Origin of the sequence: Corynebacterium hansenii (assembly GCF_030408795.1) — a bacterium.
Lineage (GTDB): Bacteria > Actinomycetota > Actinomycetes > Mycobacteriales > Mycobacteriaceae > Corynebacterium > Corynebacterium hansenii.
In genome coordinates this window covers 1,429,664-1,450,883 of record NZ_CP047211.1, presented here as the reverse complement: position 1 = coordinate 1,450,883, position 21,220 = coordinate 1,429,664, and the positions used below count along the sequence as shown (strand labels likewise).

Below are 21,220 nucleotides of genomic sequence, written 5' to 3'. Positions count from 1 at the left end.
GTGCGGGGTCGGTGGACTCCGGGTCGGGCCCGCGCCATGCGACGGGCCGGTGCGCCTGGTTTAGGCGGCGTCGTCTCCGGTGGCGTTGCGGTTGGTGGCCTCCGGCTCGGTCGCCGGCTGGTTGGCCTGCGGGGCGGCCTTGGCCTCTTCCTCGTTCACGTTGCGGACGATGGCGGCCCGTTCCCAACGAGTGACGATGCCCTCCGCGATCTCCAGATCAACGGTCTTCTCGTCCACGGCGACCACGATGCCGTGCTGGCCGGAGCCGGTGAGCACCTCGGCGCCCGGGGCGAGACGCGACTGCATCTCGCGGATCTGGCGGAGCTGCTTGTTCTGGCGGAAGGTCGTCCAGATGGGCAGCGCCAGCAGAACGACCATGAGGATCAGGAGAAGAATCGGGTCCATGAGCGGAGAGTCTAACGGTTGACCCCCGCGCCACGGCGATCCCACCGCCCGTTGAGACGTGCGTCACTCCGCCGGCCGGCTTCAGCGCAGGCCGATGGCGCCTTCCGGCGGTTCGAGGCCGAGGTGCCGCCACGCCGTGGTGGTGGCCACGCGGCCCCGGGAGGTGCGGGCGATCATTCCGGCGCGCACCAGGTACGGTTCGCAGACTTCCTCCACGGTGCCGGGTTCCTCGCCCACCGCCAGCGCCAGGGAGTTGACGCCGACGGGCCCGCCGCCGTGGCCCCGGACCAGGGCGTCGAGCACGGCGCGGTCCAGCCGGTCGAGGCCGAGCTCGTCGACGTCGAAGACCAGCAGCGCCGCCTTCGCGGCGCCGAGGTCGATGACTCCCCCGGCGTGGACGTCGGCGAAGTCCCGGACGCGGCGCAGCAGGCGGTTGGCGATGCGCGGGGTGCCGCGCGAGCGCGATGCGATCTCCACGGCCGCGTCGGCGCTTACCTCCACGCCGAGGATGCCTGCGGCGCGGGTGACCACCTTCGTCAGATCGGGGACGTCGTAGAACTCCATCTGGGCCGTGAAGCCGAAGCGGTCGCGCAGCGGGCCGGTGAGCATGCCCGAACGGGTGGTCGCCGCCACCAGCGTGAACGGGGGGATTTCCAACGGGATGGAGGTCGCGCCCGGTCCCTTGCCCACGATGACGTCGATGCGGAAGTCCTCCATGGCCATGTAGAGCATCTCTTCGGCCGGGCGCGCGATGCGGTGGATTTCGTCGATGAAGAGGACGTCGCCCTCCATGAGGTTCGACAGCATCGCAGCGAGATCGCCGGCCCGCTCCAGTGCGGGGCCCGACGTCATGCGCAGCGAGGTCCCGAGTTCCTGGGCGATGATCATGGCCATCGTCGTCTTGCCCAGGCCGGGCGGACCGGACAGCAGGATGTGGTCGGGCGTCACTCCCCGGCCGCGCGCGCCGCCGAGGACGAGCTCGAGCTGGCTGCGCACCTTCGGCTGCCCGATGAACTCGTCGAGCGACTTCGGGCGCAGGCTGACCTCGGCATCGACCTCGGCCGACTGGGCGCGCGCATCGACGTCGCGCGGGCCGGTGAGGTTGAACTCGGTGCGCTCCACATCAGACATGATCAGTCATCCTATTCCCCTTCACGCTTCGCCATCCCGTCCGCCGTCGTCGCCACCGGCCGCAGCTGCCCGGTCACCCGCGTCGGCCGCGGCTGCCCGGTCACTCGCGTCGGCCCCGGCTCAGGCACCCAGCGCCTGGCTCAGGCACCCAGCGCCTTGAGCGACGCGCGGAGCGCCGCCGAGGTATCGAGTGCGGGGTCCGCCGCCAGAACTTCTTCGACGGCGGCCGAGGCCTCCTGCTCGCTGAAACCGAGGCCCGTGAGGGCACCGACCACCTGATCGGCGTCGGCCGCCGGGCCCTTCGCGTTGGCGCCGGGACGGCCGTCCGCGGCGCCCGCTCCCGAACCCGCCGCATCCGCCGATGTCGGTGCGGCGAAGGACGCGACCTTGTCCTTGAGCTCCACGAGCATGCGCTCGGCCATCCGCTTGCCCACGCCGTTGGCCGCCTGCAGCCGCTTCGCGTCGCCGCCGGCCACCGCGGCGGCCACGTCGGCCGGGTCGAGGACCTGCAGCACGGCCATCGCCAGCCGCGGCCCGAGCCCGGACACCGTCTGCAGCAACTCGAACATCTCGCGCTCCGGCGCCGCGGCGAAGCCGTACAGCGTCATCGCGTCCTCGCGGACCACCAGCGTGGTCAGCAGAAAACCCTCCTCGCCGCGGGTCAGCGTCGCCGCCGTCCGCGCCGTGACGGTGACCAGATGGCCCACGCCGCCGCATTCGACGACGACGTGGGACGCGCCCATGTCGATGACGGTGCCGCGCACGGATGCGATCATCGCAATGCCTCCTTCGCGCGGGCCAGCAGCGGCGCGCGCCAACAATGGCAGATGGCCAACGCCAGGGCGTCGGCGGCATCCGCCGGCTTAGGGGGTTCGGACAGCCCCAGGATCCTGGTGACCATGGTGGTCATCTGCGCCTTGTCCGCGCGGCCGTTGCCCGTCAGCGCCTTCTTGACTTCCGACGGCGTGTACATGTGCACCGGCAGCCCACGCCGGGCCGCGGCGAGCATGAGCACGCCGACCCCGTGCGCCGTCTGCATGACGGTGGACACGTTGCCGCGCTCGAAGATCCGCTCGATGGCCACCACGTCCGGCTCGTACCGGTCCATCCATTCCTCGGCGGCATTGGACAACCGCAGCAGCCGCTCGGGCAGCTCGACGTCGGCCGGCGTGCGGGCCACGCCGACGGCCACCGGGGTCACGGCCCGGCCCCGGCCGCCATCCGCGACCGACAGACCGCACCGCGTCAAACCCGGATCGATCCCCATGACCCGAATGGCCACCGCTGCCCCGCTTCCCGCTTTCGCGCCGCTATCCGCCCGGCGGGCATCCGCGCCCGCTCTCGTCCGCCCCATTCATACCACATCATCCGAACACGTGTGCGCCCGCGTCGCAAAGCACGCGCGGGAACCGCACCCGGCGCAGGGGCAATCGAAAGTATGAGGCCACCTCCCGTCTTGGTCGAGGCCGCCGCCACCACGTAGTTTCTTGGGTCATGGACACGCCCAAAACCCTGTACCGGAAGCTCGCCCAGGCCGAGATGGTCACCTGGACCATCCTCATCATCGGCATCATCCTGAAGTATGCCGCCGACATGCCGCTGGCCACCACCATCGGCGGCTCGATCCACGGGTTCGTGTTCCTGTCCTACGGCGCCGTGACCATCCTCGTGTGGATCAACCAGGGCTGGTCCACCGGCCGCGGCATCCTGGGCCTCGCCTCGACGATCATCCCCTACATGACGGTGCCCTTCGAGCGCTCCACCGAGCGCGCCGGCAAGCTCGACGGCCCGTGGCGCTTCCGCGACACCGACGAGACCCCGCGCACGCTCCCGGAGAAGATCCTCGCCCCCGTGGTGCGCAACCCGCTGGCCGCCGCGGTGGCCATCGTCGCCGGCGTCGCCGTCGTCTTCGCGCTGCTGCTCAACGCCGGCCCGCCGACCGAGTGGTTCGCCTGACCGCCGTGAATTCCCCGACCCCCGGCCGCGACGTCCTCGACGCGGTCCGCACCGCCTTCCCCGAATTGGCGTGGGAGCGCGCCGATTTCCCCGAGCAGGGCCTCGACCACCACGTCGCGGTCCTGTCCGGGGTTTCCGGCGTTCCTGGCGCGTCCGACCCCACCGTCGTCGCCCGCCTGGCCATCGCCCCCGGCGTCGTCGGGCGCGCCGACCTGGAGGCCGGGGTGCTAGCCGCGATCGCGGAGCGGGCGCCCGCCCGGGTGCCGCGCGCATTGGCCACCGACGGCGGCAGCCTGACGCTGGCCACGCACGTCGCCGGGTACCCGTTGACGGAGGAGGTCTGGGACTCGCTTGACGACGGCCCACGGGAAGCCCTCGCGGCGGATCTCGCGGGGACGCTCGACGTCGTGCACCATCTGGGCGACGACGCACCCTCCATGCCCGACGTAGGGGCTTCATGGTTCCCGGTCAAGCACCAAAAGTTGACCCGCACGGTCGACGAGCACGTCCTGCCGATCCTCGGCGCCCGCGATGCGGACGCGGCCCGCGCGATCATGGCGGAGGCCGGGGCCACGTTCATCGATGAGCCGGTGCCGCCGCGGCTGATCCACGGCGACCTGCACGAAACGCACCTGAGGTGGGACGGTGACCGCCGCCGGGGCCGGCTCGGCCTCATCGACTTCTCCGACATGACCCTGGCCGACCCCGCCATCGACGTCGCCCATCTGGCGGGCATCTCCCCCGAGTTGCACGCACGCGTGATTTCCGACCTCGCCGCCGCCGACCCCGACCTGGAGCGCCGCGCCGCGATCTACTCGCGGTGGGACGCGGTGTTCCTCATGGCCGACCACCTGACCACCGGAAGAACCCCGGAAACGACTGCGCGCGCCCTGTTCGGGCGCGCGCTGGAGTCGGCGCGGGGGCGTCGGGCGCCCTGGGTGCGCTGAACCGCCTAGGCGTCCAGCTCCGCGAGGACCTCGTCGGAAATGTCGGCGTTGGAGTACACGTTCTGCACGTCGTCGGAATCCTCCAGGGCGTCGACCAGGCGCAGGAACTTCTTCGCGCCGTCGGCGTCCAGGGCGACCTCCGTGGCCGCGCGGTAATCCTGCTCCGCGGAGTCGTATTCGATGCCCGCGTCGACCAGAGCCGTGCGCACGGCCATCAGGTCGGTGAATGCGCTGACGACCTCGAAGTTCTCGCCCAGGTCGTTGACCTCCTCCGCGCCGGCGTCGAGGACGGCCATGAGCAGGTCATCCTCGGTCAGCCCGGCGTCGCCGCCCTTGGGGACGATCACGACGCCCTTGCGCTCGAACATGTACGCCACCGAACCCGAGTCGCCCATGTTGCCGTTCTGCTTGTTGAACGCCGAACGCACGTCGGACGCCGCGCGGTTGCGGTTGTCCGTCAGGCACTCCACGATGACGGCCACGCCGCCCGGGGCGTAGCCCTCGTAGACGATGGTCTCCCAGTCCGCGCCGCCGGCTTCCTCGCCGGAGCCGCGCTTGCGGGCGCGCTCGATGTTGTCGTTGGGGACCGAGGCCTTCTTGGCCTTGCGGATCATGTCGTCCAGCGTCGGGTTCGCCGAGGGGTCACCACCGCCGGTGCGCGCCGCGACCTCGATGTTCTTGATCAGCTTGGCAAATTCCTTGCCGCGCTTGGCATCGTTGGCCGCCTTCTTGTGCTTGGTGGTCGCCCACTTGGAATGGCCCGCCATCTGCTGGTCCAAACTCCCTTTTGTCTCGAGGATGCCGGTCTCCCCTCGACCGGGGCGACCGGTCCGCCGGACCCTTTCCGGCGGTCGTGCCGATTATACAGGCCCGACCCGGCGAAACCCGCACATCGGATGACGCGGCGCGATCGCACCGCAGCAGGGCGCCGCCCCGACCCGCATCGGGCCAGCCCCCTCATCCCACCTCGAGGCCGGCGCACTCCCGCAGGAACAGGCGGTGGGCGCGGACGTCGCCGTCGACCTCCGGGTGGAAGCTGGTGGCCATCACCGAGCCATCGCGCACGGCGACGATCGCGCCGGCCGCCGGGCCCTCCGGCACCGTGGCCAGCACCTCGACGCCGTCGCCGACGGACTCGACCCACGGCGCGCGGATGAACGTCGCGGGCACGGGGCCGTCGATGCCCGCGAAGGCCAGGTCCGTCTCGAAGGAATCCACCTGTCGGCCGAAGGCGTTGCGCCGCACCGTCGCGTCGAGCGCGCCGAGCTGCACCGCGTCTTCCCGGGTATCCAGCACCGTCGACGCCAGAAGGATCATCCCGGCGCACGTGCCGAATGCGGGGAGCCCGTCCCGGAGGGCGTCGGAAAGCGGCCCGAGCAGGCCGTTGAACCGCATGAGCTTGGACATGGTCGTCGACTCCCCGCCCGGCAGAATCACCGCGGACAGGCCGTCGAGATGCTCCGGCAGGCGGACCTTGCGGTGCGCCACGCCGAGTTCGTCGAGGACGCGCTCGTGCTCGACGACGCCGCCCTGCAGCGCCAGCACGCCGACGACCGGACCCGCCCCCGCGACATTCGCGGCGTCAGTCAATGTTCTCCCCCAGCCTCGACCGCGACGCGGGGGTGAACGGCACCGGCTGCATGCCGGGCGGCAGGTGGCGGGTCAGGCCCTCCTGCGTGACGACGGCGACGAGATCGCCGGCTCTGTTGAAGATCCGCCCATGGGTCAGCGCGCGACCGGCGTGGGCCGAGGGAGACACCTGGTCGTAGAGCAGCCACTCGTCGGCGCGGAACGGCCGCAGGAACCACATCGCGTGGTCGAGGCTCGCCTCCTGGACCTTCACGCCCGGGTGCGGGACCTTCGCCGACGACAGCAACGTCATGTCCGACATGTACGCCAGCGTGGACACGTGGAACGTGTCGTCGTCGGGCAGCTCCTCCTTGGCCCGGAACCAGACGACCTGCTGCGACGGCGTGTACGGGTTCTGCGAGTACAGCTCCGGCGGGACCACGCGGATGTCCCAGTCCGACCACTCCTGGAAAAGGAGGCGGCGCCCGCGGGACATCTTGGACACGTCGACCGGCACGTCCTCGGGATCGGGGACGTCGCGCATCCTGTCCGAATGCTCGATGCCGGAATCGCCCCGGCGGTGGAAACTGGCCTGCATCATGAAGATGGTCCGGCCGTCCTGCACGGCGCGCACGTGGCGGTGGACGAAGGACCGCCCATCGCGGATGCGGTCGACCAGATACGTCGTGGGGATGTGCGGGCGCCCGGGGCCGACGAAGTAGGCGTGCAGCGAATGGACGGTGAACTCGGAATCGACCGTCCGCGTCGCCGCCGCCAGGGCCTGCCCGGCGACTTGGCCGCCGAACGTGCGCTGCAGAACCGATTCGATGACGGGGCCGCGGTAGATGTCGCGGTCGATGCGCTCGAGGTCGAGCACTTCGCGGATGTCAGGCATGTTCCCCAGTATCGCCCATGCGCCCGCGCGCCGCGCAGCCGGGCGGCGTGCGGGCGCTTGGGCGGGCGGCGGGCGGGCGGTTCTACCAGCCGCGCTCGGCCAGGCGGTGCGGCTGCGGGATCTCGTCGACGTTGATGCCGACCATCGCCTCGCCCAGGCCGCGGGACACGTCCGCGATGACCTTCGGGTCGTCGTAATGCTGGGTGGCCTGCACGATCGCCTTCGCGCGCTCCGACGGGTTGCCGGACTTGAAGATGCCCGAACCGACGAAGACGCCCTCGGCGCCGAGCTGCATCATCATCGCGGCGTCGGCGGGGGTGGCGATGCCGCCGGCGGTGAACAGCACCACCGGGAGCTTGCCCTTCTCGGCGACCTCGCGGACGAGCTCGTAGGGAGCCTGCAGCTCCTTGGCCGCGACGTACAGCTCGTCGGGGGCCATCGACTTCAGGCGGTTGATCTCCCCGCGGATGGTGCGCATGTGGGTGACGGCGTTGGACACGTCGCCGGTGCCGGCCTCGCCCTTCGAGCGAATCATGGCGGCGCCCTCGTTGATGCGGCGCAGCGCCTCGCCCAGGTTCGTGGCGCCGCAGACGAACGGCACGGTGAAATCGAACTTGTCGATGTGGTTGGCGTAATCGGCGGGGGTGAGGACCTCCGACTCGTCGATGAAGTCGACGCCCAGGGACTCGAGGACCTGCGCCTCGACGAAGTGGCCGATGCGCGCCTTGGCCATCACGGGGATGGACACGGCGTCGATGATGCCCTCGATCATGTCCGGGTCCGACATGCGGGACACGCCGCCCTCGGCGCGGATGTCCGCCGGCACGCGCTCGAGGGCCATGACGGCGGTGGCGCCGGCGTCCTCGGCGATCTTCGCCTGCTCCGGGGTGACGACGTCCATGATGACGCCGCCCTTCAGCATCTCGGCCAGGCCTCGCTTGACGCGGGCGGTGCCGTGGCTGGTGTTGTTGTCGGAGGTGGTCAACGAAACCTGCTTTCTGGAGGTTCAATCCGGTGTTCGTCCCGGGCGCCGAAAGCCCGGTGCCCACCAACTATAGACCCGCCGATAGACCGGCCCGTCTATCGGCCCCGAACTGCGTTCAACGGTTGTGGGGCGCCTCGAGGGAGACGTCGAAGTACTCCGGGATCGGAGCGGTGCCCGCCAGACGGAGGCCGCGGACCAGCGGCCGCATGCGCAGCATCCGCGTGTCGGTGACGGCTTCGTTGTAGAAGCGGCGGGCCAGCTCGACGCGGGTGGTCGCGTCGTGGAGCTCGATGGCCAGGGCCGGCTCCGGCGGGCGCGCCGCGAGGGCCTCGGCGAGCTTGGCGCCGAGGGTGTTTTCCGCGTCCGCGCGGTCATGCGGGTCGGCGGCGGTCAACCGGCGGGCCTCGGCCCGGGCGACGTCGGCGCCCAACTCGGGGTAGGCGGCGCGGGCGACGGCCCCGCGGCGGCCGAGGGCGGCCTCCAGCGACGCGCGCGCGAGGTCCGTGCGCACGTGCATCCGGTTCAGCCGCGTCGCGGTCGCCGACGCGAGCAGTGCGGCGACGAGCAGGAAGACGGCCAGGACGGCGAGCAGGACCGCCCACCACGGCACGAGAATCACGAGACCACCACCTTCTCCCCGTCCATGCGGACGGTGTCGTAGACCTGCAGGACCTTATCGGCGATCGCCGACCAGTCGAACTCCCATGCCCGATCATGCCCCGCCGCCACCAGGGAGGCGCGGCGGTCGTCGTCGGAAAGCAGGGCGATGGCCGTGCGCGCGAGGTCGGCGGAATCTCCGTTGCGGAAATGGTCGCCGAAGCGGCCGTCGTCCAGCACGAGCCGGAAGGCGTCCAGGTCGGACGCGATGACGGCGGCGCCGGCGGCCATGGCCTCCACGAGGACGATGCCGAAGCTCTCGCCGCCGCGCTGCGGGGCGACGTAGGCGTCCGCGGATTTCAGCGCCGCGGCCTTAGCTTCCTCGGAGACGCGGCCCGTGAAGCGCAGGACGTCGGCGTGCTCGCCGGCCCTGCGCACGGGCTGGGCCCGGTCGCCGTCGCCGATGACCAGGATCTCCAGGTCCGGGAACACCCGCCGGATGGCGGGCACGGCGTCGAGGAGCACCGGCAGGCCCTTGCGGGGTTCGTCGAAGCGTCCCAGGAACACCAGCCGCTTCGCGCCGGGCGCCGGCGCGCCGATCTCCGGCACGTCGGCGGCATCGGGCGCGGCCGCGTATTCGGCGACGCGCACGCCGTTGGGCACCAGCACCGGGTCTCCCCCGAGCTGCTCCACCTGCCAGCGCCGCGCGACCTCGGACACCGCGATGCCGCCGCGGATGCGCTCGAGCATGGGCCGCAGGAACGGGGTGGCCACCTTCAGCGCCAGGGACTGGGTCGCCGCGGAGTGGTACGTGGCCACGATCGGCCCGACCGCCGCGCGCACGGCCAACATGGAGTAGCTCGGCGAGTTCGGCTCGTGGATGTGCAGGACGTCGAAATCGCCCTCCGCGATCCACCGGCGCACCTTCCGCGCCGTCACCGGGCCGAACGCCAGCCGCGCCACCGATCCGTTGTACGGGATGGGGATGGCCCGGCCCCCTCGCACCACGAAGTCGGGCACGTCGGCCGCGGGGCCGGCGGGCCCGATCAGGCTGACTTCGTGCCCCCGCGCGCGGAATTCCTCGCACAGGTCCACGGCGTGCGCCTGCACGCCGCCGGGCACGTCGAAGGAGTAGGGGCAGACCATTCCGATGCGCATGGCTCAGTCCCCCGCCCGGCCGGTCGCCCCGCGGCGCTCCCGCGCCTCTGCTTTACGACGCCGCCGCGCTTCCCGGTCCGCCCGCCACAGGGGCTGCAGCATGTGCCAATCGGCGGGGTGCGCGGCGATGTCGGATTCCATCAGCGTCGCGCATTCCTGCACGATGTCGCCGATCTCGCGGCCCTCGGCGGCGACGGCGGGATGCACCTTCAGGCCCCACTCGTCGCCGTCGAACCACAGGCCAGCCACGTGGAGGGCGGCGCCGGTGTCGCGGGCCAGCTGCGCGGCGCCGATGGGCATGACGGTCTTTTCGCCGAAGAAGTCGACTTCCGCCCCGCGGCCGCCGAAGTCGCGTTCGCCGACCAGCGCGATGATCCCGCCGTCGTCCAACCTCGCCCGCAATCCCGCCATCGGCGGCTCCCCGCCGGTCAGGGGCAGGATCTCGAACCCGAGGCTCTCCCGGTACTCCACGAAGGCGTCGTAAAGCTCCTCCGGCCGCAGGCGCTCGGCGACCGTGGTGAAACCGCCGAAGCGGTGCGCGACCCACATGCCCGCCATGTCCCAATTCCCGGAATGGGTGACCAGCAGGATGACGCCGCGGCCGGCGGCGGCGGATTCCTCGAGCAGGTGGCGGCCGCGGATCATCTCTCCGACGCGGTCGGCGAGTTCCGGGCCGGCGATGGTCGGCAGGCGGAAGGCCTCCACCCAATAGCGCATGTAGCTGCGCATCGACTCCCGCACCAGCGCGTCCGGCACCTCGGCGGCGGGCAGCCCGGTCACCCGCGCGAGGTTCGCGCGCAGCTGCGCGGGGCCCTCGCCATCGCCGGAAAAGCGGTCGGCCGCCTTCCTCGCCGCCCAGAGCACCGGCCGTTCGGGCAGCTTGCCCGCGATCTTCCAACCGGCGAGGTAGCCGAGCGCGGCCAGATCCTCCCGGGTGCGGGGGAACCTCATGCGCGCTCCCCCGCCGGCTGGTCGTCGACGCCGGCCGGCGGGGCGATGGTGTCTCCGGCGCCGGGGCCGCGGCCGACCATGACCAGGCGCTGGACCACCGTGAACACCGACCCGGCGGCCAGCGCCCACATGGCGATCTCGATGGCCCACGGCACGCCGAGGCCCTCCAGCCCGATGCCCACGAGCGCGAGGATCAGACGCTCCGGCCGTTCCACCAGGCCGCCGACGACCTTGAAGCCCGACGCCTCCGCGCGGGCCTTGACGTACGACGTGACCTGCCCGGCGACCAGCGAGACGACCACCGCGACGAAGAGGTGGCCAGGTGCCCCGTGCGAGTGCATGACCCACCACAGGATCGCGCCGAACAGCGCGCCGTCGGTGATGCGGTCGCAGCTGGCGTCGAGCACCGCGCCGAACCGCGTGCCCCCGCCGCGCAGCCGCGCCATGGTGCCGTCCAGCAGATCGAACGCGGCGAAGAGGCCCGTCAGCACGGCCGCGGCGAACAGGTGCCCCGTGGGGATCAGCGTCACCGAAATCGCGATCGCCGCGACCGTCCCGAACACCGTCATCACGTTGGGAGACACGCCCATCGAGTTCAGCGCGCGCGCGATCGGCTCGACGACTGGAGCGATGGGCCTGCGGCCGTGGACGCTGAGCATCGGGGTCCTCTCGGTTGGTCCTCGGGGGTGTTCGGGGTCTTACCAGGCTTCCGCCAGGATGGCGCGGGTGTCGCGGAGCATCTGCGGAAGCACCTTCACGCCGTCGATGACGGTCATGAAGTTGGAGTCGCCGGACCACCGGGGCACGACGTGCATGTGCAGATGTTCCCCCACCGACCCGCCGGACGCACGCCCGAGGTTGAAGCCGACGTTGAGCGCGTGCGGCCGCGACACCTTCTTCAGGGTGCGGATCGCCCGCTGGCCGAAGGCCATCAGCTCCGCCATCTCCTCGTCGGTGAGGTCCTCCAGGTTCGCGACCTGGCGGTACGGCACGACCATGAGATGCCCGGCATTGTACGGGTAGAGATTGAGCACGCAGTAGACCAATTCGCCGCGCGCCACGATCAGCGCTTCCTCGTCCGAGCGGTCGGGCAGGTCGACGAACGGATTGCGGGAACGGGACCCGCTTGACGACGGCCCCGCCTCCCCGTCACCGCCCTCGTCCTTCGCGGCTCCGTTGTCCGTGATGTAGTGCATCCGGTACGGGGCCCACAGGCGCTCCAGGCGGTCGGGTTCGCCGGCGCCCCGGTCGACCATGGCGTCGCCGGGGTTCCCGTCAGCGTCGCGAAGCAATGTTCTCACCGTCGGGCTGATCGTTGATCCGCTCCGCGACCCAGCCGGCGACGAGGTCGGCGGCCTCGGCCACCGGCACGCCGTTGATCTGGGAGCCGTCGAGGAAACGGAACGACACCGCGTCGGCCTCCACGTCGCGCGCGCCCGCGAGGACCATGAACGGCACCTTCGCCTGCGTGTGGTTGCGGATCTTCTTCTGCATGCGGTCGTCGGAGACGTCGACGTTGGCGCGCAGGCCGCGGGACTTCAGCTCCTTGGCGAAGGCCTCCAGGTGCGGGATGCAGTCGTCGGCGACCGGGATGCCCACGACCTGCACCGGGGCCAACCACGCCGGGAACGCGCCCGCGTAGTGCTCCAGCAGCACGCCGAAGAAGCGCTCGATCGAGCCGAAGAGCGCGCGGTGGATCATGATCGGGCGCTTCTTCGAGCCGTCCGACGCCGTGTACTCGAGGTTCATGCGCTCGGGCATGTTGAAGTCGAGCTGGACGGTGGACATCTGCCAGGTGCGGCCGATGGCGTCGCGGGCTTGGACGGAGATCTTCGGGCCGTAGAACGCGGCGCCGCCCGGGTCGGGCACCAGGTCGAGGCCGGAGGCGTCGGCGACGCGCTGCAGGATCGCCGTGGATCGCTCCCAGATCTCGTCGGAGCCGACGAACTTCTTCTCGTCCTTCGTCGACAGCTCCAGGTAGAAGTCGTCGAGGCCGTAGTCCTTCAGCAGCGAGATGATGAAGTCCAGGACGTCGGTGAGCTCGGACTCGAGCTGCTCGTCGGTGCAGTAGATGTGCGCGTCGTCCTGCGTGAAGCCGCGGGCGCGGGTCAGGCCGTGGACGACGCCCGACTTCTCGTAGCGGTACACCGTGCCGAACTCGAACATGCGGATGGGCAGCTCGCGGTAGGAGCGGCCGCGCGACCCGAACACGAGGTTGTGCATCGGGCAGTTCATCGGCTTGACGTAGTAGTCCTGCGGCTGCTTCGTGCAGTTTCCGTCGGCGTCATACTCGCCGTCGAGCTGCATCGGGGGGAACATGCCCTCCTTGTAGAAGCCCAGGTGGCCGGACTGCTCGAACAGGTCGCCCTTGGTCACGTGCGGGGTGTTGACGAAGTCGTACCCGGCCTCCAGGTGGCGGCGGCGCGAGTGCTGCTCCATCTCGTTGCGGATGATGCCGCCCTTGATGTGGAACACCGGCAGGCCCGAGCCGATCTCGTCGGGGAAGCTGAACAGGTCCAGCTCCGCGCCGAGGCGGCGGTGGTCGCGCTTCTCGGCCTCCAGCAGCATGTCCAGGTACTCGTCCATGGCTTCCCGGGATTCCCAGGCGGTGCCGTAGATGCGCTGCAGGCCGGCATTGGACTGGTCGCCGCGCCAGTAGGCCGCCGACGACCGGGTCAGGGTGAACGCCGGGATGTAGCGGGTGGTGGGCACGTGCGGGCCGCGGCACAGGTCGAACCACTCGGTTTCGCCCGTGCGGGGGTTGACGTTGCGGTACCCGGTCAGCTCGTTGCCGCCGACGTCGACGGTCGCGTCCTCGTTGGCGTCGATGTCGCCGGAGGACTTGTCGGCGATCAGCTCGAGCTTGTACGGCTCGGCCGCCAGGTCCTCGGACGCGCGCTCGGGCGATTCGAAGACGAAGCGCTCGAACTTCTGGCCCGACTTGATGATCTTCTTCATGCGCTTCTCGATGCGCTTGAGATCCTCGGGCGTGAACGGCTCCGCGACGTCGAAGTCGTAGTAGAAGCCGCCCTCGATGGCCGGACCGATGCCCAGCTTGGTGCCGGGGAACTCCGCCTGCACGGCCTGCGCCAGGACGTGGGTGGTCGAGTGGCGGATGACCCCGCGGCCGTCCTCGGTGTTCGCGGCGACGGGCTCGACGGTTTCGTCGGTCTCCGGAACGTAGGACAGGTCTCGAAGGTCACCCTGCGGGTCGCGGACGCAGACGATGGCGTCGGGACCCTTGTTCGGGTAACCCAGATCCCGCATGGCGGCGCCGGCGGCGACACCTGCGGGGACGGTGAACGGGGCGGGGACGGTGATGGGTTCGGACACGGCTGGCGTGGCTCCTTTTCCGGAATCGGGCGGGCATCGCATACCTGGCGACTCCCGCGGACCCCACAACCTTAGCGTCCCCGGCCGGGTCAGTCCTCCAGGAGGTCCTGCGCCCAGTACTCGTCGCCGGAGGTGCCGCGCGGGATGGCGAAGACGGCGGAACCGACGTGGAAAATCCACTCGTTGAGGCGGTCCGCCTCGGCGAGCCGCTTCTGGATCGGATCGAACTGCTCCAGCGGGTTCTTCTGGAAGCAGATGAAGACCAGCCCGGTGTTCGAGGTGAAGCGGCCGTCGGGCTCCGGCGGGAGGTCGAAGTTGTAGACCCGGCGCAGGAGCTTCTGGTTCGGGAACTCCTTGGGCGGCATGGAGCGCGCGACGTGGCTGTTGCGGTCGATCATGGGCAGCCCGTACTCGTCGGTCGCGTCGAGGTCGACGGGGTCGAACTCGTTTTCCTTGCCCAGCGGGGCGCCGGTGTCGAGCTTGCGGCCGACGACTTCCTCGCGGCTGGGGCGGTCGAGGATGTCCCAGCCGTCGATGTCCATGTCGATGCGGCGCACGACCATCGCCGAGCCCCCGCGCAGCCAGTCCGGGCCGGAGTCGATCCACACCTGGCGGTCGAAGTCCTGCTCCTCCCGGGGATTGACCGTGCCGTCGAGCTGGCCGAAGCGGTTGCGCGGCGTGGCGGTGGGCTTCTTCGCCCCCTTGGCGTTGAGGAAGCCCACCTGCACCCACTTCACGTCGAGGTAGGGCGCGCCGTTCTTGATCATGAACCGCGCCGCGTGCGACAGCATCAGCGGGTCATCGCAGCAGACCTGCAGGCACAGGTCGCCGTCGTTCCATTCGTCGCGGAGCTGGTCGGTCGGGTACTTCGGTAGCGGGGCGAGCCAATCGGGGCGCTCGCTCTCCTTGTCGATGGCCTTGAAGAACCCGGGGCCCATGCCGAAGGTGATGGTCAGATTCGCGGGCGCCGAGTACATCTCCGGCTCCAGATCGGAGCGCGGGGCCTTGCCCTGCGCCATGCGCCGGGCGTCCTGTGTCCAGACCCGCATGAGGCCGCGGAGCCGATCGCGCTTGACGTCCTTCTTGACGTCGAAGGCGATCAGCCACAGATTCGCCTGCGCCGGAGTGGCGATGCCCGCCTGGTGCTCGCCGTCGAACTCGACGGTCTGCGTCTGCAGCGGCGGACGCTCCGGCTCGTCGGACTTGCGCTCGAGACCGATCGCGCCGGCGTTGCCGGCGGCTGCGACGCCCAGCGCGCCGGCTCCGGCGCCCGCTCCGAGTCCGGTGAGGAATCGACGGCGGGACAGGTTGCTGCTCATTCGGGTGGTACTCCTGGTTCTGGATCTGGCGGAGATGCGCGGAAGGGGCTTTTCGGGGGGACGGGAAAGCCCCGGGAAGAATGAAGAATTCGGCGGCCGACGATCGGCGGCCGGGAAGTCGGTGCGAAGCCGGGAAACCGTCGCGAAACGGCGAAGCCGGCGGGAAAGGAAGAAAGCGGTAGGCGGCGGACGCCGGGCAAAGGAAAAGGGGCGGCCGCCCGGCCAAGGGGCCGGACGCCCGCCCCGCAAGCCGGTTTAGTGGCCGGCGTGCTCCTTGTCGTCTTCCTTGTTCATGTTCTTCATGGCGCCGTCGTCGCTCATGCCCGGGTTGGACAGGGAGCCGTCGCCGGCGTAGTCCTCTTCGCCCGCGGGCTGAACGCGGACCTCGACGTCCTGCTTCAGGGTGGAGCCGTCGGACAGCTCCAGCACGACGGTGAACTGCTGGCCGGACTCCAGGGCCTCATCGTTCTTCATGATCATGAAGTGGTCATCGCCCGGGGCAAGGACGTGCTCGCCCTTGGCCGGGATCTTGTGGCCGCCCTCGATCTTGAACATCTTGCCGTCCTTCGTGGCGTGCTGCTCGAAGACGGTGCCTTCCTTGAGACCTTCGACGCGGAAGTCGACGACCTCGATCTCCTTGTCGGTGCTGTTCTTGAGCACGCCGAAGACGCCGGTCATGCCCTTGTCGGCTGGCTTCTCCTTGATGTAGGCGTCCTCGAAGGTGATGGGGGCCGCGGCCTCGGACTTGGTGCCCTCGGAGGCGGTGGTGGTCGCGCTGGCGTCGGTGGTGGCCGCGTCCTTGGAACCGTCGGTCGAGCAGCCCGCGAGGACGAGGGCGATCGCGGCGGAGCCGGCGACGAGGGCCTTGGTGGTGCGATGGAGCTTCATGGTGATCAATCTGCCTTTCGGTTAATGACGGCCACTCCGGCGACTACGGCGAGGATGATGGCGAGCAGACCGCCGCCGGCGGCCCACGCCCAGGTGGGCACGCCCTCTTCCTCTTCGAGGTCCGACCCTCCCCCTGCGTCGACCTGGTGGTCGCCGACGGAGAAGGACAGTTTGCCGCGGGTGGAGTGCCCGTCGGACGAGGTGATCTGGAACCCGACGATGTACGCGCCGGGCCCCGGATCCAACGTTTCTGGGATGTCGAAGGAGATGACCTGGTCTCGGAGCTCCGGCTGCTCGGTGAGCAGAACTTCCTTCGTGTCCGCGTTGCTGATTGCGACCGTGTTGAAGGACTCGCGTGGGATGCCGGAAAACGTCATCTCGATGCGACGGGGAAACTCGTCCAGGTTCTGGCCGTCGGCCGGTGTGGAGGCAATGACGGAGTCATGCGCGTGGGCGACCGGAGCGTGCTCGGTCCCCTGCAGGGCGGGCGCGAAGGCCAGCCCCGTTGCGAGCACGGCGGCGACGGCCGCCCGCCCGATGAAACCCTTGCGCATGCTCACCTGCATTGTCCTCCATGGCCGGTCTCGGCCGTATCTGTCTCGGGAACCCAGCGGACCGCACGGATTTTCATGCGGCCCACACGAGTAGTCGGACCAGTGGGTCGATTGGTTCCCGCAATGATCGTTGACAACCCGACGAATACCCCCGAGTGTACCCGGACCATGCGTTTACTTCGATAACCCCGAGGGTGATCCCGGCTACTTCCGGGACGGCCCCGGGCATGCGAAAACCGCCGGAGGCATGGCCTCCGGCGGTTGCGGTAGTCCCAACTGGGTTCGAACCAGCGACCTTTCCGGTGTGAACGGAACGCTCTTCCGCTGAGCTATGGGACTGCACGTAGTCGGGACTCGGTCCCGCTTACGGGTGATTAAGTTAGCACGCCTTCCAACGGTGGCCTAATCGCAAGTTCACCGGGCGTTTGCAAGGCATTCGCGTGACGACGGCCCGGCCCACCCGACGTCCACCCGCACCCCGCGAGAGGCGGGCCCGCTTCACGGCCGGCACGCGCTCCCCACTCGCCGGCCCCCTTGGACGGCACCCACGGCCGGACATGACCGGGCATGGCCGGACGCCTCACTCGCCGGGACGACCCGAAACGGCTCACGTCCAGGGGATTTGTGGATTTTCCGCGAATCCCGCTAATGTTCTTCTCGCACCGCAAGCGGGGCACGGGAAACCGGGCAAGCGCAACGGAACGCAGTGCGGATGTAGCGCAGCTGGTAGCGCATCACCTTGCCAAGGTGAGGGTCGCGGGTTCGAGTCCCGTCATCCGCTCGGATTTTCTCCGGAGAGACGCCATCTGGTATAACTTCGGAGTGAATCACGAGAGGCGGCGACGCCACGGTGGAATGGCCGAGTGGTGAGGCAACGGCCTGCAAAGCCGTGCACACGGGTTCGATTCCCGTTTCCACCTCGCATCAAATTGCATAAGCAGTTCTTGCACAAGCGCGTTTAGCTCAGCGGGAGAGCGCTTCCCTGACACGGAAGAGGTCACTGGTTCGATCCCAGTATCGCGCACCAAGGCACTTGGTGCCTCACGCGGATGTAGCGCAGCTGGTAGCGCATCACCTTGCCAAGGTGAGGGTCGCGGGTTCGAGTCCCGTCATCCGCTCCACTTCCCCGCCGGATCTTCGGATCCGGCGGGGTTTTGCGTTGCGCGGAAAACCCGCCGCGACAACGAACGGCACCCCATCAAACGGCACCGTGTCGAACGGCGCCCCATCGAACAACAGCTCATCGATCGGCACTTCCACGCACCGCGAAACGCCCGCCACCGCATCGAACACGCGGTGGCGGGCGTCGAGAAGCAAACGTTCGCCGGAACGCCGGCCCGGGCCCCTAGGCCTGGCCGTTGAGCTCCTCCTGGCGCGCGCCGAGCTCCTCGTCGATGCGCAGCAGGCCGTGGCCGTCGGCGCCGATCAGCTCGATGCGGCCGATGATGTTGCGGACGGTGTCCTCCTCCTCGATCTGCTCGTTGACGAAGAAGTCGAGCAGCGGGCGGGAGTCGACGTCGCGCTCGTCGGCGGCGAGGTTCCACAGGTCGCGGATGGAGGCCGAGACGCGCTCCTCGTGCTCGAGGGCGATGCGGAAGGCGTCGATCGCCTTCTCCACCTTCACCTCCGGCGCGGCGATGGCGCCGATGCGGGCGTGATTGTCGCGGGCCGCGAGGTGATCGATGAACTTCTCCGCATGGACGATCTCCTCCTCGGACTGGGCGCGCATCCACTGCGCCATGCCCCCGAGATCCAGGCGGTCCAGCTCGATGGCCAGCTGGCGGTACACGTTGGAGGCCTGCATCTCCAGGGTCACCTGGTCGTTGAAGGCCGCTTCAAGCTTGTCGTTGAGTCGCATGCCGCAAGGATAGGCGCAGGCGGATAAATCAAACAAGGATTATTCGGCTTAACTGAGAAGGCTGGCCTTGCCTCGGGAGGTTGGCGGCGTCGCCGCGCCGTGCATAGGCTCGGCGTCCATGGACTGGCTGGGAGACATCGACGACCACCCCGAGTTCGTGGCCCCGCGCGACGGGGTGACGCTGATCGCCGTGACCTCGCTGGACGGGCGCGCGGCGATCGACGGGGCGTCCGGCGGCCTGGGCAACCCGGCCGACGCCGAGATCCTGCGGTCGCTGCGCGCGGCCTCCGACGTCGTGCTCGTCGGCGCGGGCACCGTGCGCGCCGAGGGCTACGGGCCCGCCGCTCCCCCGACCCGCCTGGCGGTGCTCTCCCGCACGCTGAACATCGACCCCGAATCCGCGTTGTTCGACGACCCCGAGAACCCGCCGATCATCATCGGAGGCGCGGACGCCGAGCCGGGCCGGCGCGAAGCCCTCGCCCGGGCCGGCGCGGAACTCATCGACCTGCCCGGAACCGAACCCGACCGGGTGCTCGCGGCTTTGCGACGGCTCGGGTTCCGCCGCATCGCCCTGGAAGGCGGGCCCGGCGTCTACCGGGATTTCCTGCGGGCGGACGCCGTCGACCGGGTGTTCCTGACGCTGTCGCCGATGTTCGTCGGCGACGGGCCCGCCACGTTCGGGTCGCGGGAAGAAGCCGGGCAAGAAGCGGGCGCGGATGCCGCGCACCGCGGCCAAACGTCGTCTCTGCCGGCCACCTTCCGCGCCGAAGCGGCCGCGTTCTCCGACTCGCACCTGTTTGTTCGCTATTCCCGGGGCGCCGCCGGGTAGCTTCATACCCGTGAATAGTTCCCCGACGACGATCTACGGCGCCCGCGCGCGGCGGATGGTGGCCCCGATGCTGTGGCCGCTGGCGATCCTCCTGATCATCCACCGCGCCTGGGCGCTGCCCCACCAAAGCGGCGGCACCGACGACTTCACCACCGTCTGGCGTGCCCTGGTCCGGTTCAGCGACGGCAACCTCGTCTACACCGCGAACTACGCCCACGTGGACCCGCATTACCTGTACTCCCCCGGCGGCACGCTGGCGCTGCAGCCGGTGACGTGGCTGGGCGATTACGACCTCGCCCGGGCCCTGTTCATCTTCACCCAGGCGGCGGGGATCATCCTGGCCATCGTGCTGCTGCTGCGGTGGTGCCGCGTTCCGCTGACCAGCTGGATCGTGCCGCTGACCATTTCGCTGGCGTTCCTCACCGAATCGGTGACCAGCACGCTGCGCTTCGCCAACGTCAACGGCACGCTGCTGCTGGCGCAGACGCTGTTCATGATCCTGCTGCTGAGGGACCGCAGGATCCTCGCGGGCCTGGTCATCGGCCTGGCCATCACGGTCAAACCGATCGTCGCCCCGCTGCTGTTCCTCGCGTTCGTGCGCAAGGACTGGTCGACCATCGTCATCGCGTTCGCCATGCCGGTGATCTTCAACGTCATCGCGTGGCCCATGGCCGCGGACCCCATGGCCTACTTCAACCGCACCCTGCCGTACATGAGCGAGGTCCGCCTCCACGCCAACGCGTCCATCGCCGCCGAGCTGCTCTACTTCGGCGCCCCGGATCTGCTGGTCAAGCTGTGGCTCATCGCCTTCGCCGCACCGGTGATCTTCGCGCTCATCCTGCTGCTGCGGTGGCAGTGGCGCGACGAGATCTTCTGGGCGCTGTCCACCTCGGGCGTGCTCATGACCGGCGTCCTGCTGCTCGGTTCCCTTGGCCAGCAGTACTACGCGCTGCTGATCCTGCCGACGGTCATCGGCGTCTTCCACGGCATCTTCGGCGCCCCGGACGCGCAGGGCGACGCCCCTCGCTCGGTGGTGCTCAACGTCCCGGCGGGCCTGGCGGTGACCATGTTCTACTTCAGCCTGAACTGGTACATGGACGACTACGCCGTCGGGTCCCAGCTGTGGATCCAGGTCATGGCCTGGATCGGCTGGATGCTGCTGTGCCTGACCATGTTCGGGGTGCTGATCAAGTGGACCATCGAGGAGCACGCCGAGGGCTACGACTGGCTGGGCCGCAAGAACGCGTCCTCGTTCTTCCAGGGTTTCCCCGGCGGGGGCCGGGCGTCGGGCGCGGCGGAGGGAACATCCGCGGCGGCCGGCGGAGTTGCACGGGGTGGACGACCGACGGAAAGGACGCACGCATGACGCACGACGGCTCTTCCTCCGCCCACGCCGGCTCGGCGGATTCCTCCGACTGGAACCTCACCGACGACGAGTGGCGCGCCCGCCTGAACCCCGAGGAATTCCGGGTGCTGCGGCGGGCGGGCACCGAGGCCCCGTTCGTCGGCGAGTACACCGACACCGAAACCGAGGGCGTGTACTCCTGCCGCGCCTGCGGCGCCGAACTGTTCCGCTCGACCGAGAAGTTCCATTCGCACTGCGGCTGGCCGTCGTTCTTCTCGCCCCTGGCCGGCGACGCCGTCATCGAGCGCGTCGACGACAGCCTGGGCATGCGCCGCACGGAGGTCCTCTGCGCCCGGTGCACGTCGCACCTGGGCCACGTCTTCACCGGCGAGGGCTACCCCACGCCGACCGACCGGCGCTACTGCATCAACTCGATCTGCCTGACCCTGGAGGAAAAGCCCGTCTCCCCGTAGGGCCATCGGCTTTGCGACGGCAACGCC

At 69.7% G+C, this 21,220-nt stretch carries 23 protein-coding genes and 5 tRNA genes; 9 read left to right on the top strand and 19 right to left on the bottom strand.

Translation table 11 applies throughout. The annotated features are described in order from the left end of the window. Positions 1 to 60: 60 nt before the first annotated feature. From yajC to ruvC, 4 genes are all read right to left on the bottom strand, one after another. Positions 61 to 405 carry a preprotein translocase subunit YajC gene (yajC, locus tag CHAN_RS06435; RefSeq protein WP_053088156.1) on the bottom strand — a complete coding sequence of 115 codons (345 nt, stop codon included), beginning with the start codon at positions 403 to 405 and terminating at the stop codon, positions 61 to 63. An 81-nt stretch (positions 406 to 486) separates the two neighbouring features. Then, positions 487 to 1,536: a Holliday junction branch migration DNA helicase RuvB gene (gene ruvB / locus CHAN_RS06430; protein ID WP_290293025.1), complete on the bottom strand. Its 1,050-nt coding sequence runs from the start codon at positions 1,534 to 1,536 to the stop codon at positions 487 to 489. 140 nt (positions 1,537 to 1,676) lie between these two features. Continuing rightward, on the bottom strand, positions 1,677 to 2,312 hold the full coding sequence (gene ruvA, locus CHAN_RS06425; RefSeq protein ID WP_290293022.1) for a Holliday junction branch migration protein RuvA: 636 nt from the start codon (positions 2,310 to 2,312) through the stop codon (positions 1,677 to 1,679). Continuing rightward, a complete protein-coding gene (gene ruvC / locus CHAN_RS06420) occupies positions 2,309 to 2,803 on the bottom strand; it encodes a crossover junction endodeoxyribonuclease RuvC (protein WP_048743777.1) in 495 nt (164 codons plus the stop codon). The genes ruvA and ruvC overlap by 4 nt, the downstream gene beginning before the upstream one ends. Before the next feature lie 227 nt (positions 2,804 to 3,030). Here ruvC and CHAN_RS06415 point away from each other — a divergent pair, with 227 nt between their 5' ends. Then, the gene (locus CHAN_RS06415) at positions 3,031 to 3,492 is read left to right on the top strand and encodes a DUF3817 domain-containing protein (RefSeq protein ID WP_290293019.1); all 462 of its coding nucleotides are present in this window, start codon (positions 3,031 to 3,033) and stop codon (positions 3,490 to 3,492) included. 5 nt (positions 3,493 to 3,497) lie between these two features. Beyond that, complete coding sequence (locus CHAN_RS06410) at positions 3,498 to 4,439, top strand: aminoglycoside phosphotransferase family protein (RefSeq protein ID WP_290293017.1); 942 nt, start codon at positions 3,498 to 3,500, stop codon at positions 4,437 to 4,439. Between the two features lie 5 nt (positions 4,440 to 4,444). Here CHAN_RS06410 and CHAN_RS06405 read toward each other — a convergent pair whose 3' ends face one another. From CHAN_RS06405 to CHAN_RS06340, 14 genes are all read right to left on the bottom strand, one after another. Then, a complete protein-coding gene (locus CHAN_RS06405; protein WP_290293015.1) occupies positions 4,445 to 5,206 on the bottom strand; it encodes a YebC/PmpR family DNA-binding transcriptional regulator in 762 nt (253 codons plus the stop codon). Positions 5,207 to 5,396: 190 nt separating this feature from the next. Next, entirely contained in the window at positions 5,397 to 6,029 is a 633-nt protein-coding gene (gene pdxT / locus CHAN_RS06400; RefSeq protein ID WP_290293013.1) for a pyridoxal 5'-phosphate synthase glutaminase subunit PdxT, read from the bottom strand. Beyond that, positions 6,022 to 6,903: an acyl-CoA thioesterase gene (locus CHAN_RS06395; protein WP_290293011.1), complete on the bottom strand. Its 882-nt coding sequence runs from the start codon at positions 6,901 to 6,903 to the stop codon at positions 6,022 to 6,024. Before CHAN_RS06395 ends, pdxT begins: the two co-directional genes overlap by 8 nt. 82 nt (positions 6,904 to 6,985) lie before the next feature. Continuing rightward, on the bottom strand, positions 6,986 to 7,888 hold the full coding sequence (pdxS, locus tag CHAN_RS06390; protein WP_048743786.1) for a pyridoxal 5'-phosphate synthase lyase subunit PdxS: 903 nt from the start codon (positions 7,886 to 7,888) through the stop codon (positions 6,986 to 6,988). Between the two features lie 115 nt (positions 7,889 to 8,003). Continuing rightward, entirely contained in the window at positions 8,004 to 8,507 is a 504-nt protein-coding gene (locus CHAN_RS06385) for a LemA family protein (RefSeq protein ID WP_048743789.1), read from the bottom strand. Next, positions 8,504 to 9,643 (bottom strand): glycosyltransferase family 4 protein, encoded by a 1,140-nt coding sequence (locus CHAN_RS06380; protein ID WP_290293005.1) that lies wholly within the window; start codon positions 9,641 to 9,643, stop codon positions 8,504 to 8,506. The genes CHAN_RS06385 and CHAN_RS06380 overlap by 4 nt, the downstream gene beginning before the upstream one ends. A 3-nt stretch (positions 9,644 to 9,646) precedes the next feature. Continuing rightward, on the bottom strand, positions 9,647 to 10,594 hold the full coding sequence (locus CHAN_RS06375; RefSeq protein WP_290293003.1) for a phosphatidylinositol mannoside acyltransferase: 948 nt from the start codon (positions 10,592 to 10,594) through the stop codon (positions 9,647 to 9,649). Beyond that, on the bottom strand, positions 10,591 to 11,253 hold the full coding sequence (gene pgsA, locus CHAN_RS06370; RefSeq protein WP_048743793.1) for a phosphatidylinositol phosphate synthase: 663 nt from the start codon (positions 11,251 to 11,253) through the stop codon (positions 10,591 to 10,593). Before pgsA ends, CHAN_RS06375 begins: the two co-directional genes overlap by 4 nt. 39 nt (positions 11,254 to 11,292) lie before the next feature. After that, positions 11,293 to 11,850 (bottom strand): ATP adenylyltransferase, encoded by a 558-nt coding sequence (locus tag CHAN_RS06365; protein WP_290293385.1) that lies wholly within the window; start codon positions 11,848 to 11,850, stop codon positions 11,293 to 11,295. 19 nt (positions 11,851 to 11,869) lie between these two features. Next, complete coding sequence (gene thrS / locus CHAN_RS06360) at positions 11,870 to 13,969, bottom strand: threonine--tRNA ligase (RefSeq protein ID WP_377748507.1); 2,100 nt, start codon at positions 13,967 to 13,969, stop codon at positions 11,870 to 11,872. Between the two features lie 47 nt (positions 13,970 to 14,016). Further along, the gene (locus CHAN_RS06355; protein WP_290292995.1) at positions 14,017 to 15,246 is read right to left on the bottom strand and encodes a Dyp-type peroxidase; all 1,230 of its coding nucleotides are present in this window, start codon (positions 15,244 to 15,246) and stop codon (positions 14,017 to 14,019) included. Between the two features lie 255 nt (positions 15,247 to 15,501). Next, positions 15,502 to 16,134, bottom strand: coding sequence for a copper chaperone PCu(A)C (locus CHAN_RS06350; protein WP_065421561.1), 633 nt, complete (start codon positions 16,132 to 16,134; stop codon positions 15,502 to 15,504). 5 nt (positions 16,135 to 16,139) lie between these two features. Beyond that, positions 16,140 to 16,688 (bottom strand): copper resistance CopC family protein, encoded by a 549-nt coding sequence (locus tag CHAN_RS06345; RefSeq protein ID WP_290293382.1) that lies wholly within the window; start codon positions 16,686 to 16,688, stop codon positions 16,140 to 16,142. A gap of 267 nt (positions 16,689 to 16,955) precedes the next feature. Then, positions 16,956 to 17,027: transfer RNA gene (locus tag CHAN_RS06340), tRNA-Val, on the bottom strand. A 369-nt stretch (positions 17,028 to 17,396) separates the two neighbouring features. Here CHAN_RS06340 and CHAN_RS06335 point away from each other — a divergent pair. From CHAN_RS06335 to CHAN_RS06320, 4 genes are all read left to right on the top strand, one after another. Further along, a tRNA-Gly gene (locus tag CHAN_RS06335) sits at positions 17,397 to 17,469 on the top strand. Positions 17,470 to 17,537: 68 nt separating this feature from the next. Further along, a tRNA-Cys gene (locus CHAN_RS06330) sits at positions 17,538 to 17,608 on the top strand. Between the two features lie 32 nt (positions 17,609 to 17,640). Beyond that, a tRNA-Val gene (locus tag CHAN_RS06325) sits at positions 17,641 to 17,715 on the top strand. An 18-nt stretch (positions 17,716 to 17,733) separates the two neighbouring features. Further along, positions 17,734 to 17,809, top strand: a tRNA-Gly gene (locus CHAN_RS06320). Between the two features lie 224 nt (positions 17,810 to 18,033). On the opposite strand, the gene CHAN_RS06315 is transcribed toward CHAN_RS06320, so the two are convergent. Continuing rightward, positions 18,034 to 18,546 (bottom strand): ferritin, encoded by a 513-nt coding sequence (locus CHAN_RS06315; protein WP_048743802.1) that lies wholly within the window; start codon positions 18,544 to 18,546, stop codon positions 18,034 to 18,036. Positions 18,547 to 18,664: 118 nt separating this feature from the next. On the opposite strand from CHAN_RS06315, the gene CHAN_RS06310 reads away from it, so the two are divergent. Genes CHAN_RS06310 through msrB form a run of 3 tightly spaced genes read left to right on the top strand, consistent with a single transcriptional unit; the run spans position 18,665 to position 21,193 of the window. Next, complete coding sequence (locus tag CHAN_RS06310) at positions 18,665 to 19,375, top strand: dihydrofolate reductase family protein (RefSeq protein WP_290292989.1); 711 nt, start codon at positions 18,665 to 18,667, stop codon at positions 19,373 to 19,375. Between the two features lie 10 nt (positions 19,376 to 19,385). Beyond that, positions 19,386 to 20,741 carry a glycosyltransferase family 87 protein gene (locus tag CHAN_RS06305; protein WP_290292987.1) on the top strand — a complete coding sequence of 452 codons (1,356 nt, stop codon included), beginning with the start codon at positions 19,386 to 19,388 and terminating at the stop codon, positions 20,739 to 20,741. Further along, positions 20,738 to 21,193 (top strand): peptide-methionine (R)-S-oxide reductase MsrB, encoded by a 456-nt coding sequence (msrB, locus tag CHAN_RS06300; protein WP_290292985.1) that lies wholly within the window; start codon positions 20,738 to 20,740, stop codon positions 21,191 to 21,193. Before CHAN_RS06305 ends, msrB begins: the two co-directional genes overlap by 4 nt. Positions 21,194 to 21,220: the final 27 nt, after the last annotated feature.